Source organism: Streptomyces sp. NBC_01474 (assembly GCF_035918215.1).
In the GTDB taxonomy this organism is placed as follows: domain Bacteria; phylum Actinomycetota; class Actinomycetes; order Streptomycetales; family Streptomycetaceae; genus Streptomyces; species Streptomyces aureus.
In genome coordinates this window covers 2,762,607-2,779,868 of sequence record NZ_CP109449.1, presented here as the reverse complement: position 1 = coordinate 2,779,868, position 17,262 = coordinate 2,762,607, and the positions used below count along the sequence as shown (strand labels likewise).

At 70.5% G+C, this 17,262-nt stretch carries 16 protein-coding genes; 14 read left to right on the top strand and 2 right to left on the bottom strand.

The features are described 5' to 3' along the window. Nucleotides 1-77 precede the first annotated feature (77 nt). Together OG758_RS13085 and galE are read right to left on the bottom strand one after the other, a co-directional pair. Nucleotides 78-1,010 (bottom strand): cation diffusion facilitator family transporter, encoded by a 933-nt coding sequence (locus tag OG758_RS13085; RefSeq protein WP_326710148.1) that lies wholly within the window; start codon nucleotides 1,008-1,010, stop codon nucleotides 78-80. A gap of 156 nt (nucleotides 1,011-1,166) precedes the next feature. Next, nucleotides 1,167-2,150 carry a UDP-glucose 4-epimerase GalE gene (gene galE / locus OG758_RS13080; protein WP_326710147.1) on the bottom strand — a complete coding sequence of 328 codons (984 nt, stop codon included), beginning with the start codon at nucleotides 2,148-2,150 and terminating at the stop codon, nucleotides 1,167-1,169. Between the two features lie 284 nt (nucleotides 2,151-2,434). Between galE and OG758_RS13075 the strand changes: the two genes are divergently transcribed. The 14 genes from OG758_RS13075 (at nucleotide 2,435) to OG758_RS13015 (ending at nucleotide 17,260) form a co-directional block, all read left to right on the top strand. Further along, nucleotides 2,435-4,258 (top strand): DUF5941 domain-containing protein, encoded by a 1,824-nt coding sequence (locus tag OG758_RS13075; RefSeq protein WP_326715890.1) that lies wholly within the window; start codon nucleotides 2,435-2,437, stop codon nucleotides 4,256-4,258. Then, nucleotides 4,255-5,007 (top strand): phosphocholine cytidylyltransferase family protein, encoded by a 753-nt coding sequence (locus OG758_RS13070; protein ID WP_100591690.1) that lies wholly within the window; start codon nucleotides 4,255-4,257, stop codon nucleotides 5,005-5,007. The genes OG758_RS13075 and OG758_RS13070 overlap by 4 nt, the downstream gene beginning before the upstream one ends. After that, nucleotides 4,995-6,059: an iron-containing alcohol dehydrogenase family protein gene (locus OG758_RS13065; protein WP_326710146.1), complete on the top strand. Its 1,065-nt coding sequence runs from the start codon at nucleotides 4,995-4,997 to the stop codon at nucleotides 6,057-6,059. Before OG758_RS13070 ends, OG758_RS13065 begins: the two co-directional genes overlap by 13 nt. Then, the gene (locus OG758_RS13060; RefSeq protein WP_326710145.1) at nucleotides 6,037-6,816 is read left to right on the top strand and encodes a CDP-alcohol phosphatidyltransferase family protein; all 780 of its coding nucleotides are present in this window, start codon (nucleotides 6,037-6,039) and stop codon (nucleotides 6,814-6,816) included. The genes OG758_RS13065 and OG758_RS13060 overlap by 23 nt, the downstream gene beginning before the upstream one ends. Before the next feature lie 8 nt (nucleotides 6,817-6,824). Continuing rightward, a complete protein-coding gene (locus OG758_RS13055) occupies nucleotides 6,825-7,697 on the top strand; it encodes a glycosyltransferase family 2 protein (protein WP_372564454.1) in 873 nt (290 codons plus the stop codon). Nucleotides 7,698-7,794: 97 nt separating this feature from the next. Next, a complete protein-coding gene (locus OG758_RS13050) occupies nucleotides 7,795-8,724 on the top strand; it encodes an ABC transporter permease (RefSeq protein WP_326710143.1) in 930 nt (309 codons plus the stop codon). Further along, nucleotides 8,717-9,523, top strand: coding sequence for an ABC transporter ATP-binding protein (locus tag OG758_RS13045; RefSeq protein ID WP_240654191.1), 807 nt, complete (start codon nucleotides 8,717-8,719; stop codon nucleotides 9,521-9,523). Before OG758_RS13050 ends, OG758_RS13045 begins: the two co-directional genes overlap by 8 nt. A gap of 426 nt (nucleotides 9,524-9,949) precedes the next feature. Then, a complete protein-coding gene (gene hpnC, locus OG758_RS13040; RefSeq protein ID WP_326715889.1) occupies nucleotides 9,950-10,855 on the top strand; it encodes a squalene synthase HpnC in 906 nt (301 codons plus the stop codon). After that, the gene (gene hpnD, locus OG758_RS13035) at nucleotides 10,852-11,802 is read left to right on the top strand and encodes a presqualene diphosphate synthase HpnD (RefSeq protein WP_266932138.1); all 951 of its coding nucleotides are present in this window, start codon (nucleotides 10,852-10,854) and stop codon (nucleotides 11,800-11,802) included. Before hpnC ends, hpnD begins: the two co-directional genes overlap by 4 nt. After that, a complete protein-coding gene (locus OG758_RS49045; protein WP_382060522.1) occupies nucleotides 11,802-11,951 on the top strand; it encodes a DUF6380 family protein in 150 nt (49 codons plus the stop codon). Before hpnD ends, OG758_RS49045 begins: the two co-directional genes overlap by 1 nt. Continuing rightward, on the top strand, nucleotides 11,948-13,363 hold the full coding sequence (gene hpnE, locus OG758_RS13030) for a hydroxysqualene dehydroxylase HpnE (RefSeq protein ID WP_382060523.1): 1,416 nt from the start codon (nucleotides 11,948-11,950) through the stop codon (nucleotides 13,361-13,363). Before OG758_RS49045 ends, hpnE begins: the two co-directional genes overlap by 4 nt. Next, nucleotides 13,360-14,490, top strand: a complete 1,131-nt coding sequence (locus tag OG758_RS13025) for a polyprenyl synthetase family protein (RefSeq protein ID WP_326710142.1) — start codon at nucleotides 13,360-13,362, stop codon at nucleotides 14,488-14,490. Before hpnE ends, OG758_RS13025 begins: the two co-directional genes overlap by 4 nt. Before the next feature lie 104 nt (nucleotides 14,491-14,594). Then, entirely contained in the window at nucleotides 14,595-16,601 is a 2,007-nt protein-coding gene (shc, locus tag OG758_RS13020) for a squalene--hopene cyclase (RefSeq protein ID WP_326710141.1), read from the top strand. Continuing rightward, nucleotides 16,601-17,260: a phosphorylase family protein gene (locus tag OG758_RS13015; RefSeq protein WP_326710140.1), complete on the top strand. Its 660-nt coding sequence runs from the start codon at nucleotides 16,601-16,603 to the stop codon at nucleotides 17,258-17,260. The genes shc and OG758_RS13015 overlap by 1 nt, the downstream gene beginning before the upstream one ends. Nucleotides 17,261-17,262 lie beyond the last annotated feature (2 nt).

Here is a 17,262-nt window from a genome sequence, read left to right as displayed (position 1 = left end):
GTCATCAACCCACCTCCTCAAAGATCCATGGCCAACGTAGCACGCAGTGTGCGCAACTGCCCCTGGGTGATGAGCGGTCAGTGGCAGAGCTTCGCCTCGTGCTCCGCGTGTCCGACCGGCTCCAGCTGGAACGTGCAGTGCTCGACGTCGAAGTGGACGCCGAGGCAGCCCTGGAGTTCGTGGAGCATCTTCTCGTGCCCGATGGCGTTGAGGGCCTCCGAGCTCACGACCACGTGCGCGGACAGAACGGGCATGCCCGAGGTGATCGTCCAGGCGTGCAGGTCGTGGACGTCCAGGACGCCGGGGAGCCCCGCGATGTGCGCGCGCACCTCCGCCATGTCGACGCTCTTCGGGGCCGCTTCGAGCAGCACGTTCAGCGTCTCCTGCAACAGCTTCACGGTCCGCGGGACGATCATGAGGCCGATGGCGATCGACGCGATCGGGTCGGCGGCCTGCCAGCCGGTGGCCAGGATGATCGTCGCCGAGATGATCACGGCGACCGAGCCCAGTGCGTCCGCGGCCACCTCGAGAAAGGCGCCACGCACATTGAGGCTGTCCTTCTGGCCGCGCACCAGGATCGACAGCGAGATCATGTTCGCGACGAGGCCGATCACGCCGAAGACGATCGTCAGCCCGCCCTGGGTCTCGGCGGGTTCCATGAATCGCTGGATCGCCTCGACCAGCACATAGCCGCCGACGCCGAGCAGCAGCAGGCAGTTGGCGAGTGCGGCCAGGATCTCGGCGCGCGCGAAGCCGAAGGTGCGCTGTTCGCTCGCGGGGCGGTTGGCGAAGTGGATGGCGAGCAGTGCCATGCCGAGGCCGAGTGCGTCGGTCGCCATGTGTGCCGCGTCCGCGACCAGGGCGAGCGAGTCCGCGAGGACCCCGCCGACGATCTCGACCACCATCACGGTCAGCGTGATGCCGAGCGCGATGCGCAGCCGGCCCAGGTGCGCGGCCGAGGCCGTGCCCGTGGGCGCGTGGCTGTGCCCGTGATCGTGTCCGGCCCCCATGGAAACCGCCCTCCGTCCGTTCTTCGGCGCACCTCGTCGGCCGCCCCCGCGATCACAGTGAACTACGGGTAGGGGGTATCTGCAAACACTGCACTGAACACCGTTGTCATGTGCCCTGACCTGTGGAAATGGGTGCAGGTCAGGGCGTCACAGAGCTCAGTTGCAGGGGGTCTCCGGGTGCCGCAGCCGCCAGCCCGCCCACGCCGACTCGACCATCTCGCGCACCCCGCGACTCGTCGCCCAGCCGAGCTCCTTCGCCGCGAGTTCCGCGACGGCCACCGCACGCGGGGAGTCGCCCGCGCGGCGCGGCTCGACCACGGCCGCCCGCGGGTCGCCGCTGACTTCGGAGATCAGGTCGACCAGTTCGCGTACGGAGACGCCCTCGCCGGAGCCGATGTTGACTGTCAGATCGCCCGTCGCGCCCGGCTCCGTGATCCGGCGCGCGGCCGCGAGATGGGCCTCGGCGAGATCGGCGACGTGCAGATAGTCACGTACGCAGGTGCCGTCCGGCGTCGGGTAGTCGTCGCCGAAGATCCGGGGGGCCTCGCCGCGGCTCAGCCGGTCGAAGACCATCGGGATCACGTTGAAGACGCCGGTGTCCGCGAGCTCGGGGGCGGCGGCGCCCGCCACGTTGAAGTAGCGCAGGCACACGGTCGCCATGCCGTGCGCGCGGCCGGCCGCCCGCACCAGCCACTCGCCCGCCAGCTTCGTCTCGCCGTAGGGGCTCATCGGCGCGCAGGGGGTGGACTCGGTGATGAGTTCCACATCCGGATTGCCGTACACGGCGGCGGACGAGGAGAAGACGAAGCGCCGCACGCCGGCGGCGGCGACCGTGTCCAGGAGTACCGCCAGGCCGCCCACGTTGTCGCGGTAGTAGAGCTCGGGCCGCTCCACGGACTCCCCGACCTGCTTGCGGGCCGCGAGATGCACCACACCGGTCACGGAGTGCTCGGCGCACACCCGCGTCACCAGCTCGGGGTCCAGGGCCGAGCCCCTGACCAGCTCGATGTCCGACGGCAGCCGTTCGGCCACCCCGGTCGAGATGTCGTCGAGGACGACCACGTCCTCACCGGCGGCAGCCATCGCCCGCGCCACATGTGCCCCGATATAACCCGCTCCACCTGTGATCAGCCATGTCATGGTCGACCACCCTAGGGTGTGCCCCTATGTGCCCTCGCGACGTGCCCTCCCGGGCCTTCGCGGGACCGGCAGTTTGTGGGGCGGGGCCTTGATCGACAATGATGACGGGGCGGTCGCGCACACTCAGACCGCTCTTATCGGGCCGTAAACGGGCGGTGAACGTCGGCTTCTCATCATCCGATAGCCTCTGCCGACGTGTCGCCCGGCCGATCTCGGCCCGGGGCGCCCCCATCACGCCTGTGCCCGCTGCGCCGGCGTGCAGGCAATCCAAGGAGTGAGTTCGTCTGTCGACCGCCATCGTCACCGGCCAGCCGGTACCCGGGTCGTCGCTCGAGGGCGAGCTGCGGGCACTCGGCTTCGACGTGCGGCTCGCCCCGGACGCCGCACAGGCAGGGACGGCGCTCGCCGCGGTCCCGGCAGGACAGCGGGTCGCGCTCGTCGACGCGGGCTTCGTGGGTCACACCCACGCCCTGCGTCTCGGCCTCACCGACCCCCGCTTCGCCGCCTCGGCCGTCCCCGGAGCCGTCTCCGTACAGCCCGCGGCCCGCGAGGCGCTGACCGGCGCCCTGCGCGACACCGCCCAAGGGCCTTCCGCGACGGACTTCGGTACGCGCGCCGGCACCCTGGCCGGCGTGCTCGCCGACCGCGTCGCCGAGCGCCTGACCGCGTCCGGCACCGAGGTGCACCACCCCGAGCTCGGTGAACTCGTCGCCGCCGTGCCCGCCGACCCGCAGGCCCGCAACGAGGCCCGCCAGGCGGTCGCCGCCGTGGACGACGAGGCGATCCGGCTGCGTACGGCGGTCAAGGCGCGCGACGGCTTCTTCACGACCTACTGCATCAGCCCGTACTCCCGCTACATCGCCCGCTGGTGCGCCCGGCGCGGTCTCACCCCGAACCAGGTGACGACCGCCTCGCTGTTCACCGCGCTGGTCGCGGCGGGCTGCGCGGCCACCGGCACCCGCGTCGGCTTCGTCGCCGCGGGACTGCTGCTCCTCTTCTCCTTCGTCCTGGACTGCACGGACGGGCAGCTCGCCCGCTACTCCCTGCAGTACTCGACGCTCGGCGCCTGGCTCGACGCGACCTTCGACCGCGCCAAGGAGTACGCCTACTACGCGGGCCTCGCGCTCGGCGCGGCCCGCGGCGGTGACGACGTGTGGGCGCTCGCGCTCGGCGCGATGGTCCTGCAGACCTGCCGCCATGTCGTGGACTTCTCCTTCAACGAGGCGAACCACGACGCGACGGCCAACACCAGCCCCACCGCGGCCCTCTCGGACAAGCTCGACAGCGTCGGGTGGACGGTCTGGGTGCGCCGGATGATAGTGCTGCCGATCGGCGAACGCTGGGCCCTGATCGCGGTGCTGACCGCGCTGACGACGCCGCGCATCACGTTCATCGTCCTGCTGATCGGCTGCGCCCTCGCGGCGACGTACACCACGGCCGGCCGCGTCCTGCGCTCGCTGACCCGCCGGGCCACGCGCACCGACCGGGCCGCGCAGGCCCTCACGGAGCTCTCCGACAGCGGGCCCCTGAGTGAACTGCTCCAGCGCGCGGTGCGCGGTGTGCCTCGTCACACGGCCCCGGCGATCGCCGCGCTCGGCGCCCTGGTCCTCGTACTGGCCACCGCACTGTCGGACTACGGCAGCTGGTGGCCCGTCCTCGGCGCCGCCGTCTACGCGCTGACCTCCGCCGCGGCCGTCTCGCGCCCCCTCAAGGGCCCCCTCGACTGGCTGGTCCCGCCCGTCTTCCGCGCCGCCGAATACGGCACGATCCTGTTGATCGCAGCGAAAGCGGACGTAAACGGAGCGTTGCCGGCGGCTTTCGGACTGGTGGCCGCGGTCGCCTACCATCACTACGACACGGTGTACCGCATCCGCGGTGGCACCGGCGCGCCCCCGCACTGGCTGGTCCGGGCGATCGGCGGGCACGAGGGCAGGACGCTGGTGGTCACTGTGATCGCCGCACTGCTCACCAACACAGATTTCACTGTCGCGCTCACGGTTTGCGCCGTGGCCGTGGCACTGGTGGTGCTCGTCGAGAGCATCCGCTACTGGGTGACCGCCCACAGGCGCGGCGCACCCGCCGTACACGATGAAGGAGAACCCGCATGATCGGCCTCGTGCTGGCTGCCGGCGCCGGACGGCGTCTGCGTCCCTACACCGACACGCTGCCCAAGGCCCTGGTGCCGGTCGGCCCCGAGGGTGACGAGGAGAGCCTCACGGTTCTGGACCTGACCCTCGGCAACTTCGCCGAGATCGGTCTCACCGAGGTCGCGATCATCGTCGGGTACCGCAAGGAGGCCGTCTACGAGCGTCGCGAGGCGCTCGAGCAGAAGTACGGCGTCAAGATCACCCTGATCGACAACGACAAGGCCGAGGAGTGGAACAACGCTTACTCCCTGTGGTGCGGCCGTGACGCGATCAAGCACTCGGTGATCCTCGCCAACGGCGACACCGTGCACCCGGTCTCCGTCGAGAAGACGCTGCTCGCCGCCCGCGGCGACGGCAAGAAGATCATCCTCGCCCTCGACACGGTGAAGTCCCTCGCCGACGAGGAGATGAAGGTCGTCGTCGGCCCCGAGGGCGGCATGACGAAGATCACCAAGCTGATGGACCCGGCCGAGGCGACCGGTGAGTACATCGGCGTCACGCTCATCGAGGGCGAGGCGGCCGACGAGCTCGCCGACGCGCTCAAGACCGTCTTCGAGACGGACCCGCAGCAGTTCTACGAGCACGGCTACCAGGAGCTCGTGAACCGCGGCTTCAGGATCGACGTCGCCCCGATCGGCGAGGTGAAGTGGGTCGAGATCGACAACCACGACGACCTCGCCAAGGGACGTGAGATCGCGTGCCAGTACTGACGAGGCTCATCCCCTCGCCGGTCGTCGTCGACATCCGGGCGGGGGCGATCGACGACCTGGCGACCGTTCTCGCCGACCAGCGGATCTCGTCGTCCACCGGACGCCTGGCCATCGCGATCAGCGGTGGCTCGGGCGCCGTCCTGCGCAAGCGCCTCGAGCCGCAGCTGCCCCGTGCGGAGTGGTTCGAGGTCGGCGGCGGCACGCTCGACGACGCGATCAAGCTCGCCGAGGCCATCAAGAAGGGCCGCTACGACGCGGTCGTGGGCCTCGGCGGCGGCAAGATCATCGACTGCGCCAAGTTCGCCGCGGCGCGCGTCGGCCTGCCGCTGGTCGCCGTTGCGACGAACCTGTCGCACGACGGCCTGTGCTCGCCGGTCGCGACGCTCGACAACGACGCGGGCCGCGGCTCGTACGGTGTGCCGAACCCGATCGCCGTCGTCATCGACCTCGACATCATCCGTGAGGCCCCGGTCCGCTTCGTGCGGTCCGGGATCGGTGACGCCCTGTCCAACATCTCCGCGATCGCGGACTGGGAGCTGGCCGCGCGCGAGCGCGGCGAGGACATCGACGGCCTGGCCGCCGCCATGGCCCGCCAGGCCGGCGAGGCCGTCCTTCGCCACCCCGGCGGCGTGGGGGACGACGCGTTCCTCCAGGTCCTGGCCGAGGGGCTGGTCCTCACCGGTATCGCGATGTCGGTGTCGGGCGACTCCCGTCCGGCCTCCGGTGCCTGCCACGAGATCAACCACGCCTTCGACCTCCTCTTCCCCAAGCGCGCCGCGAGCCACGGCGAGCAGTGCGGCCTGGGCGCGGCCTTCGCGATGTTCCTGAGGGGAGCGCGCGAGGAGTCGCTGTACATGGTCGAGGTCCTGCGCAGGCACGGCCTGCCCGTGACCCCCGAGGAGATCGGCTTCACCGTGGACGAGTTCGTCCAGGTCGTGGAGTTCGCGCCGCAGACCCGTCCGGGCCGGTACACGATCCTCGAGCACCTCAATCTGTCCACCGACCAGATCAGGGACTCCTACGCCGACTATGCAAAAGCCATCGGTAGCTGAGCTGCGCCCGGTCGTTCACCCCGCAGGGGTGAAGGACCGGCGCAGCGGCGAGCACTGGGGCGGCCGGCTCTACATGCGCGAGATCTCGCTGCGCATCGACCGCCACCTCGTGAACACCAAGGTCAGCCCCAACCAGCTGACCTACCTGATGACCGTGTGCGGCGTCCTCGCGGCGCCCGCGCTGCTGGTCCCGGGTATCTGGGGCGCCGTTCTCGGCGTCGTCGCGGTCCAGCTGTACCTGCTGCTCGACTGCGTCGACGGCGAGATCGCCCGGTGGCGCAAGCAGTACTCGCTCGCCGGCGTCTGGATGGACCGCGTCGGCGCGTACCTGACCGACGCCGCGGTCCTCGTCGGCTTCGGCCTGCGCGCCGCCGACCTGTGGGGCACGGGCCGGATCGACTGGCTGTGGGCCTTCCTCGGCACGCTCGCCGCGCTCGGCGCCATCCTGATCAAGGCCGAGACGGACCTGGTCGGCGTGGCCCGCGCGCAGAACGGCAAGGAGCAGGTCAAGGAGTCCGCGTCCGAGATCCAGGCCTCCGGCATGGCGCTCGCCCGCAAGGCGGCGTCGGCGCTCAAGTTCCACCGCCTCATCCTCGGCATCGAGGCGTCGCTTCTGATCCTGGTCCTCGCGATCGTCGACCAGATCCGGGGCGACCTGTTCTTCACGCGCCTGGGCGTGGCGGTTCTGGCCGGCATCGCGCTGCTCCAGACCGTGCTGCACCTGGTGTCCATCCTGGCGTCGAGCAGGCTGAAGTGAGTACGCGGATGAAGGTCGGCGCGGTGATCATCACCATGGGCAACCGCCCCGAGGAGCTGCGCGCCCTCCTCGACTCCGTCGCCAAGCAGGACGGCGACCGGGTCGAGGTGGTCGTGGTCGGCAACGGCTCCCCGGTCCCGGACGTCCCCGCCGGTGTCCGCACCGTCGAGCTGCCCGAGAACCTCGGTATCCCGGGCGGGCGCAACGTCGGCATCGAGGCCTTCGGGCCGTCGGGCTCCGACGTGGACGTGCTGCTCTTCCTCGACGACGACGGCCTCCTGCCGAACACCGACACCGCTCAGCTGTGCCGCGAGGCCTTCGAGGCCGATCCGAAGCTGGGCATCATCAGCTTCCGGATCGCCGACCCGGAGACCGGCGTCACCCAGCGCCGCCACGTCCCGCGCCTGCGCGCCGCCGACCCGATGCGCTCCTCGCGCGTCACCACGTTCCTCGGCGGCGCGAACGCGGTGCGCACCAGTGTCCTCGCCGAGGTCGGCGGCCTGCCCGACGAGTTCTTCTACGCCCACGAGGAGACCGACCTCGCCTGGCGTGCCCTCGACGCGGGGTGGATGATCGACTACCGCGCGGACATGGTGCTGCACCACCCGACCACGGCTCCCTCCCGGCATGCGGTCTACCACCGCATGGTCGCCAGGAACCGGGTCTGGCTGGCCCGCCGCAATCTGCCCGCGCTCATCGTCCCCGTCTACCTCGGGGTCTGGCTGCTCCTCACACTCGCCCGCCGCCCCTCCGGACCTGCGCTCAAGGCCTGGTTCGGCGGGTTCAAGGAGGGCTGGACGAGCCCGTGCGGCCCCAGGCGTCCCATGAAGTGGCGTACGGTGTGGCGCTTGACCCGACTGGGCCGACCTCCCATCATCTGACAAGCTCGTGTCTGAGAGCATCCGGCCCGTACCCCGGCCCCTGGCCCGTGCCTATGCCCGACCAGGCTGCGCACTTTGAAGACGAAAGTTTCCACTAGTGAGTGAGACAACGCATGACGGCGGTGTCGCGGTGACCGCGCGTCCGTCGCCCGACGAGGGGCTGTCCCCGGCCGACCTGGCCGCCAAGTACGGTCTGACCGTCAGTGGCGCCAGGCCCGGCCTGTTCGAGTACGTCGGCCGGCTGTGGGGGCGGCGTCACTTCATCCTCGCCTTCTCGCAGGCGAAGCTCACCGCCCAGTACAGCCAGGCCAAGCTCGGCCAGCTCTGGCAGGTGGCGACGCCACTGCTGAACGCGGCCGTGTACTACCTCATCTTCGGCCTCATCCTGCACGCCAGCCGGGGCATGTCGATGGACGTGTACATCCCGTTCCTGGTCACGGGCGTCTTCGTCTTCACCTTCACGCAGAGCTCGGTGATGGCGGGTGTGAGGGCGATCTCGGGCAACCTGGGCCTGGTGCGCGCCCTGCACTTCCCACGGGCCTCGCTGCCGATCTCGTTCGCGCTCCAGCAGCTCCAGCAGCTGCTGTTCTCGATGATCGTCCTGTTCATCGTCGCGATCGGCTTCGGCAGCTACCCGGGTATGTCCTGGCTGCTGATCATCCCGGTGCTCGCGCTCCAGTTCCTCTTCAACACCGGACTCGCGCTGATCATGGCGAGGATGGGCTCGAAGACCCCGGACCTGGCGCAGCTGATGCCGTTCGTGATGCGTACGTGGATGTACGCGTCCGGCGTGATGTTCTCCATCCCGATCATGCTGGCCGACAAGCCCGCGTGGGTCGCCGACGTCCTGCAGTGGAACCCGGCCGCCATCTACATGGACCTGATGCGCTTCGCGCTCATCGACGGATACGACTCCGGGAACCTGCCGCCGCACGTGTGGGCGGTCGCGGCCGGCTGGTCGGTGCTGGTCGCCGTCGGCGGCTTCGTCTACTTCTGGAAGGCAGAGGAGCGGTACGGCCGTGGCTGACGAAGACATCCTGGGCAAGAACGCAGGCAAGGGACACATCCCGACCGTCATCGCGGACGGGCTGCACATCGTGTACCGCGTCAACGGTGCCAAGACGGGCAAGGGCAGCGCGACCGCCGCGCTGAGCCGCATCGTCAAGCGGGGCTCCGACGACGCCGCGCGCGGCGTGCGCAAGGTGCACGCGGTCAAGGGCGTCACCTTCACCGCGTACCGCGGCGAGGCGATCGGCCTGATCGGCTCGAACGGGTCCGGCAAGTCGACCCTGCTGCGCGCGATCGCCGGGCTCCTGCCGGCGGAGAAGGGCAAGGTCTTCACCGACGGCCAGCCCTCGCTCCTCGGTGTGAACGCGGCGCTCATGAACGACCTGACGGGCGAGCGGAACGTCATACTCGGCGGGCTCGCGATGGGTATGTCCCGCGAGCAGATCCGGGAGCGTTACCAGGAGATCGTCGACTTCTCGGGCATCAACGAGAAGGGCGACTTCATCACGCTCCCGATGCGCACCTACTCCTCCGGTATGGCGGCGCGGCTGCGCTTCTCCATCGCGGCGGCCAAGGACCACGACGTCCTCATGATCGACGAGGCCCTGGCCACGGGTGACCGCAAGTTCCAGAAGCGCTCCGAGGCCCGCATCCGCGAGCTGCGCAAGGAGGCCGGCACGGTCTTCCTCGTCAGCCACAACAACAAGTCGATCCGCGACACCTGCGACCGCGTGCTCTGGCTGGAGCGAGGCGAGCTGCGTATGGACGGACCGACAGCTGAGGTACTCAAGGAGTACGAGAAGTTCACGGGCAAGTAGCCGGGGCGGCCTCCGGGCAACCCTCTGCACCCGTCTCGCGTCTCAAGGCCCCGCCGGGAACTCTTCGGCGGGGCCTTGATATGCATGTAGGTGGCAACTGATTCCCGCCGAGGTCAAGCGAAGGTCAACTTCCTTGCGCGCAGGGAATGTTGGAGCCAATCGGTGTGTTGTTGTGATCTGCAGGAAACCCCGTCGGGGCAGTGCCGGTTGTACAACGTAAGCTGTACTGGTGCCGATTCGCGGCAAAGGGGCGATAATGCGCGACACCCTGACTCAGGGGTCGGTCTGCCATGCGTAAGGCTGGGCGGCGTGTCCGAAATAGGATGTTTTGGGTCAGCAGTGTAGAACGGGAGATGTGACGGCAATGGCTATGGAAACTCTCCAGCTCCACGATGCTTTCGCCGTCCTGGTACCGGGCAGCGCGTGGTGACGGGATCATCGGGAGCGCACGCCGGATCGCCGGCCGTTGCGACACTCGACAAGGCCGCCGACGAGAACTTCCCGGTGGCCCCTTTCTTCCTGCCCCGGGACTGGCGCGACGACCTCATGGCGGTCTACGGCTTCGCCCGCCTCGTCGACGACATCGGTGACGGCGACCTCGCTCCCGGCGGCGCCGACGCCCGCCTCCTGGGCGTGTCACCCGAACGGGCCGACGGGGACCGGCTGGCTTTGCTCGACGCTTTCGAGGCCGACCTTCACCGGGTGTTCGATTCCACCCCCCGTCACCCCCTTCTGCGCGCCCTGCAGCCCACCGTGCACCGCCGCGGCCTCACCCCCGAACCCTTCCTCGGCCTCATCGAGGCCAACCGCCAGGACCAACTCGTCACGCGCTACGAGATGTACGACGACCTGCTGGCCTACTGCGAGCTCTCCGCCAACCCGGTCGGCCGCCTTGTCCTCGCGATCACCGGCACCGCGACCCCGGAGCGCATCCGCCGCTCGGACGCCGTGTGCACCGGCCTGCAGATCGTCGAACACCTTCAGGACGTCGGAGAGGACCTGAGGCAGGGGCGCATCTACCTCCCCGCCGAGGACATGAAACAGTTCCATGTCCAGGAGTCCGACCTCGCCGCTCCCACGGCGGGCGCATCGGTGCGCGCCCTGGTCGCGTTCGAGGCCGAACGCGCCCTCGGTCTCCTGAATGAAGGCACCCCCCTCGTGGGTAGCGTCCACGGCAGGCTGAAGCTGCTGCTTGCCGGGTTCGTGGCAGGGGGGAAAGCGGCGGTCACCGCGATCGCCGCCGTTTCGTACGACGTACTTCCTGGACCGCCCAAGCCCACCAAGCTCCGGTTGCTGCGTGAGGTGGGAGCGACTCTGCGAGGAGAGGGGTGAGCCGGACCGTGGAGTCAGATCAGCACGTGTCGGCAGCGGTGCTCGCCGCATACAGCTACTGCGAGACCGTGACCGGACAGCAGGCACGTAACTTCGCCTACGGCATCAGGCTGCTGCCGACGGCCAAGCGGCGCGCCATGTCGGCGGTGTACGCGTTCTCGCGCCGCGTCGACGACATCGGCGACGGAGCGCTGCCGCCGGACGTCAAGGCCGACCGGCTCGACGAGACCCGGGCACTGCTCGCCCGGGTGCGCGACGGCGACGTGGCGGAGGACGACACCGACCCGGTGGGCGTCGCGCTCGCGCATGCCGCGCACCGGTTCCCGATCCCGCTCGGCGGCCTCGACGAACTCATCGACGGCGTCCTGATGGACCTGCGCGGCGAGACGTACGAGACCTGGGACGACCTCAAGGTCTACTGCCGCTGCGTCGCCGGCGCCATCGGCCGGGTCTCGCTCGGCATCTTCGGCACCGAGCCGGGCGCGCGCGGCGCCGAGCGCGCCTCCGAGTACGCGGACACGCTCGGGCTCGCGCTCCAGCTCACCAACATCCTGCGCGACGTGCGGGAGGACGCGGCGGACGGCCGTACCTACCTGCCCGCCGACGACCTCGCCAAGTTCGGCTGCTCGGCCGGCTTCGACGCCCCGACACCGCCGGCGGGCTCGGACTTCGCGGGCCTCGTGCACTTCGAGGTGCGCCGCGCCCGTGCCCTGTTCGCCGAGGGGTACCGGCTCCTTCCCCTGCTCGACCGGCGCAGCGGCGCCTGCGTCGCCGCCATGGCAGGCATCTACCGGCGCCTGCTCGACCGCATCGAGCGCGAGCCCGAGGCCGTCCTGCGCGGCCGGGTCTCGCTCCCCGGGCGCGAGAAGGCGTACGTCGCCGTGCGCGGTCTGTCCGGTCTCGACGCCCGCAGCGTCTCCCGGCAGCACCTCAGGAGGCGCGTCTGATGAGCACGTCCGACAGAGCGGTCCGCACCGACGGGAAACGGCGGGCAACCCTCCACGCCGACGCGGCGTCCATGACTTCAGCGGCTTGCCGTGCGTCTTTCAACCATCGCGCGCACACTGGCGGAACGGCCGGAGGGGAGGGCGCATGAGTACCGGGAACATGCGGCCCGACGGGCCGGGCGCGGACACCGCCGAAGAAACCGGACGGCAGAGCGCGGTCGTGGTCGGCGGCGGTCTCGCCGGGACCACGGCCGCACTCGCGCTCGCCGACGCGGGCCTCGACGTCACCCTGCTCGAAGGGCGCCCGAGGCTGGGCGGTCTCGCGTTCTCCTTCAAGCGCGGCGACCTCACCGTCGACAACGGCCAGCACGTGTACCTGCGCTGCTGCACCGCCTACCGCTGGTTCCTCGACCGCATCGACGGCACGGCCCTGTCGCCCCTGCAGGAACGTCTCGACGTACCCGTCCTCGACGCCGACAGGAACCGGCTCGGCAGGCTGCGCCGCACCGCGCTGCCCGTACCGCTGCATCTCGCCGCGAGCCTCGTCACGTATCCGCATCTCTCGCTCGCCGAGCGCGCCAACGTAGGGCGTGCCGCGCTGGCCCTCAAGGGGCTCGACCTGGGCGATCCGGCCCTGGACGAACGGGACTTCGGCAGCTGGCTGGCCGAACACGGCCAGTCGCGGCGCGCCGTCGAGGCCCTCTGGGACCTGGTGGGCGTCGCCACCCTGAACGCCGTCGCAGGCGAGTCCTCGCTCGGGCTCGCCGCCATGGTGTTCAAGACCGGGCTGCTGTCCGAACCGGGCGCGGCCGACATCGGCTGGGCACGCGTCCCCCTCGGTGAACTCCACGACACTCTCGCCCGCAAGGCGCTCGACTCCGCGGGCGTACGCACCGAACTCCGTACGCGCGTCACCTCCATCTCCCGTACCGGGAACGGACGTTGGAGCGTGGAGGTTCCCGGGGAGCGGATCGCGGCGGACACCGTCGTCCTCGCCGTGCCCCAGCGCGAGACGTACGACCTGCTGCCCGACGGCGCGCTCGACGACGCCGAGCGGCTGCTCGCCATCGGGACCGCGCCGATCCTCAACCTGCACGTCGTCTACGACCGCAAGGTCCTCAAGCGGCCTTTCTTCACCGCGCTCGGCTCGCCGGTGCAGTGGGTCTTCGACCGCACGGAAGCGTCCGGACTCGCCGAGGGGCAGTACCTCGCCGTGTCCCAGTCGGCCGCGCAGGACGAGATCGACGAGCCCGTCGCCGTGCTCCGCGAGCGCTACCTGCCCGAGTTCGAGCGGCTGTTGCCCGCCGCTCGGGGCGCGAAGGTACTCGACTTCTTCGTCACCCGGGAGCGCACGGCGACCTTCGCGCCGGCCCCCGGTGTCGGCGCGCTGCGGCCCACGGCCCGCACCAACGCCCCCGGCCTGTACCTGGCCGGCGCGTGGACCGCCACCGGGTGGCCCGCGACCATGGAAAGCGCGGTACGCAGCGGTGTCAGCGCCGCCGATGCCGCTCTCGCCGCACTCGACCGCCCACGCGGTCACCTGTTCCGGGAGGCGGCATGAAGCTCGATCTCCAGGGGGCGGACCATCCGGCCCCCGGCGACGCAACAAAAGGAGACCCTGTGCCCGCTGTGCCCTCGGCCGAACCGGCCGCCGACGCGGTGGACGTGACCGCGCTGCTCGAGCGCGGCCGGACCCTGGCCACCCCGGTGCTGCGGGCCGCGGTGGACCGCCTCGCATCTCCGATGGACACCGTCGCCGCCTATCACTTCGGCTGGATCGACGCCCAGGGCAACCCTGCCGACGGCGACGGCGGCAAGGCGGTACGCCCCGCGCTCGCCGTGCTGTCCGCCCAGGTCCCCGGCGCGGCGCCCGAGGTGGGCGTACCCGGTGCGGTCGCCGTCGAGCTGGTGCACAACTTCTCGCTCCTGCACGACGACCTGATGGACGGCGACGAACAGCGCCGCCACCGGGACACCGTCTGGAAGGTGCACGGCCCGGCGCAGGCCATCCTCGTCGGTGACGCGCTCTTCGCCCTCGCCAACGAGGTGCTCCTCGAACTCGGCACGGCCGAGGCCGGCCGCGCCACGCGCCGACTGACCGCCGCCTCGCGCGCCCTGATCGACGGGCAGGCGCAGGACATCAGCTACGAGCACCGTGAGCGGGTCACCGTCGAGGAGTGCCTGGAGATGGAGGGCAACAAGACCGGCGCCCTGCTGGCCTGCGCCTCCTCCATCGGCGCCGTGCTCGGCGGCGCCGACGACCGGACCGCGGACCAGCTGGAGAAGTACGGCTACCACCTCGGCCTCGCCTTCCAGGCCGTCGACGACCTGCTCGGCATCTGGGGCGACCCGGAGACCACCGGCAAGCAGACCTGGAGCGATCTGCGCCAGCGCAAGAAGTCACTGCCCGTCGTCGCCGCGCTCGCCGCGGGCGGCCCCGCGTCCGAGCGGCTCGGTGAGCTCCTCGCCGCCGACGCGAAGAGCATCGACTTCGACACCTTCTCCGAGGAGGAGTTCGCGGCCCGCGCCGCCCTCATCGAGGAGGCCGGCGGCCGCGACTGGACCGCCGAGGAGGCGCGCCGGCAGTACGCCGTCGCCATCGAGGCCCTGGACTCCGTCCAGATGCAGGACCACGTGCGGGCGCAGTTCGTCGCGCTCGCGGACTTCGTCGTCGTACGAAAGAGATGATCACTATCGGCCGTATATGACTCGCAGTCGCCGGCCGGTGTCCATCCAGGGCATCGGCCGACGGCGGACCCAGCAGAGATAGAGCACTGCACGAAGGGGAAGCCATGACAGCGACGACCGACGGAAGCAGCGGAGCGGCAGCTCCCGGCGCGACCTCGGCCACCACTGCCCAATTGACCGACACGAGCCCCGGGGCGGCCGGGACGCACGACGCCGCCAGCGCCGTCCAACGCGCCACGGACTTCCTGCTCGCCCGGCAGGACGCCCAGGGCTGGTGGAAGGGCGACCTCGACACGAACGTCACGATGGACGCCGAGGACCTGCTGCTGCGCCAGTTCCTCGGGATCGGGGACGAGGCGACCACTCGCGCCGCCGGGCTCTTCATCCGCGGTGAACAGCGCGACGACGGCACCTGGGCCACGTTCTACGGCGGCCCCGGCGAACTCTCCGCCACCATCGAGGCGTACGTGGCCCTGCGCCTGGCCGGGGACGCCCCAGGCGCGCCGCACATGGCGAAGGCCTCCGCCTGGATCCGGGAGCGGGGCGGCATCGCCGCGAGCCGCGTCTTCACCCGCATCTGGCTGGCCCTGTTCGGCTGGTGGAAGTGGGACGACCTGCCCGAACTGCCCCCGGAACTCATCTACTTCCCGAAGTGGATGCCGCTCAACATCTACGACTTCGGCTGCTGGGCCCGCCAGACCATCGTGCCGCTCACGGTCGTCTCCGCGAAGCGCCCCGTACGGCCCGCGCCCTTCCCGCTCGACGAGCTGCACACCGACGCGCACAACCCCAATCCGGCCAAGCCCCTTGCTCCGGTGGCCAGTTGGGACGGCGTCTTCGAGCGGCTCGACAAGGCGATGCACCTGTATCGCAAGGTCGCGCCGCGCCGGCTGCGCAAGGCGGCCATGAACTCGGCCGCTCGCTGGATCATCGAGCGCCAGGAGAACGACGGCTGCTGGGGCGGCATCCAGCCCCCGGCGGTGTACTCCGTCATCGCCCTCCACCTGCTCGGCTACGACCTCGAACACCCCGTGATGAAGGCGGGGTTGGAGTCACTCGACCGGTTCGCCGTGTGGCGCGAGGACGGGGCCAGGATGATCGAGGCCTGCCAGTCACCCGTGTGGGACACCTGTCTGGCCGTGATCGCCCTCGCCGACGCCGGCCTGCCCTCCGACCACCCCCGGCTGGTCAAGGCCGCCGACTGGATGCTCCGGGAGCAGATCGACCGGCCCGGCGACTGGTCCGTGCGCAGGCCACAACTCGCCTCCGGCGGTTGGGCGTTCGAGTTCCACAACGACAACTACCCCGACATCGACGACACCGCCGAGGTCGTCCTCGCGCTGCGCCGCGTCCGGCACCCGGACACCGTGCGCATGGAGAAGGCCATCGAGCGCGGCGTGCGCTGGAACCTCGGCATGCAGTCGAGGAACGGCGCCTGGGCCGCCTTCGACGTCGACAACACCAGCCCGTTCCCCAACCGGCTGCCGTTCTGCGACTTCGGCGAGGTCATCGACCCCCCGTCCGCGGACGTCACCGGGCACGTGGTGGAGATGCTCGCCGTCGAGGGCATGTCGCACGACCCGCGCACCCGGCGCGGCATCGAGTGGCTGCTCGCCGAACAGGAGCCGAACGGCGCCTGGTTCGGCCGCTGGGGCGTCAACTACGTATACGGGACAGGGTCGGTGCTCCCCGCCCTGACCGCCGCAGGGCTGCCCCCCTCGCACCCCGCGGTCCGCCGCGCCGTCGGCTGGCTCGAATCCGTCCAGAACGACGACGGCGGCTGGGGCGAGGACCTGCGCTCCTACCGCTACGAGGACTGGAAGGGCCACGGCGTCTCGACCGCCTCGCAGACCGGCTGGGCGCTGATGGCGCTTTTGTCGGCCGGGGAGCGGGACTCCAAGGCCGTCGAGCGGGGAGCCGCCTGGCTGACCGAGACCCAGCTGGCGGACGGCACCTGGGACGAGCCGTACTTCACCGGCACCGGCTTCCCGTGGGACTTCTCGATCAACTATCACCTCTACCGCCATGTCTTCCCGCTCACGGCACTCGGCCGGTACGTCCATGGCGAGCCGTTCTCCGACCAGGCGTCCTTGCCGGGCAAGGGGGGCTGATGGCCCGATCCCCGGCGGCCCCGCGCCCGCCGGACTCCGCCCCGCTGCTGGTCGCCTGCGCGCTCGGCATCGAGCACCTCGCCCTGCGCACCGGCGCCCGCACCGGAGCATCCGCCCCCGTGATCGTGCTGCGCACGGGCATGGGCCCCAAGGCGGCCGAGCGGTCCGTGGCCAAGGTCCTCGAGGATCCCGCCCTGCAGGACGCGGCGGTCGTCGCGACCGGCTTCTGCGCCGGCCTCGCCCCCGGGATGCACCCGGGTGACCTGGTCGTCGCCGAGGAGACCCGCGACCCGTACGGCTCCACGCCGTGCACCGGCACGGAACTCCTCGTCAAGGAGCTGATCAGGGCGGTACCGGGACGGACCGTGCACACCGGTCCGCTCACCGGTTCCGACCATGTCGTACGCGGACACGAACGCGGTGACCTGCTCGCCACGGGCGCGATCGCGGTGGACATGGAGTCCGCGGCCACGCTGCGCACGGCGGCCGCGCGGGGCCCGCGTCCGGTTGCGGCCGTACGAGTGGTCGTGGACGCTCCAGAACATGAACTCGTCCGTATCAGCACGGTGCGCGGTGGAATATCGGCTTTCCGCGTTCTTCGTGCCGTGCTTCCCGCATTTTTCGAATGGCACCGTTCTTTGCTGCTCCCTCGGAGGTGAGC

Bases quoted from the DNA above. Each gene is read 5' to 3' on its own strand.
- OG758_RS13085 (WP_326710148.1), bottom strand. From the start codon at position 1,010: ATGGGGGCCGGACACGATCACGGGCACAGCCACGCGCCCACGGGCACG.
- galE (WP_326710147.1), bottom strand. From the start codon at position 2,150: ATGACATGGCTGATCACAGGTGGAGCGGGTTATATCGGGGCACATGTG.
- OG758_RS13070 (WP_100591690.1), top strand. From the start codon at position 4,255: ATGATCGGCCTCGTGCTGGCTGCCGGCGCCGGACGGCGTCTGCGTCCC.
- OG758_RS13060 (WP_326710145.1), top strand. From the start codon at position 6,037: ATGCAAAAGCCATCGGTAGCTGAGCTGCGCCCGGTCGTTCACCCCGCA.
- OG758_RS13055 (WP_372564454.1), top strand. From the start codon at position 6,825: ATGAAGGTCGGCGCGGTGATCATCACCATGGGCAACCGCCCCGAGGAG.
- OG758_RS49045 (WP_382060522.1), top strand. From the start codon at position 11,802: ATGAGCACGTCCGACAGAGCGGTCCGCACCGACGGGAAACGGCGGGCA.
- hpnE (WP_382060523.1), top strand. From the start codon at position 11,948: ATGAGTACCGGGAACATGCGGCCCGACGGGCCGGGCGCGGACACCGCC.
- OG758_RS13025 (WP_326710142.1), top strand. From the start codon at position 13,360: ATGAAGCTCGATCTCCAGGGGGCGGACCATCCGGCCCCCGGCGACGCA.
- shc (WP_326710141.1), top strand. From the start codon at position 14,595: ATGACAGCGACGACCGACGGAAGCAGCGGAGCGGCAGCTCCCGGCGCG.
- OG758_RS13015 (WP_326710140.1), top strand. From the start codon at position 16,601: ATGGCCCGATCCCCGGCGGCCCCGCGCCCGCCGGACTCCGCCCCGCTG.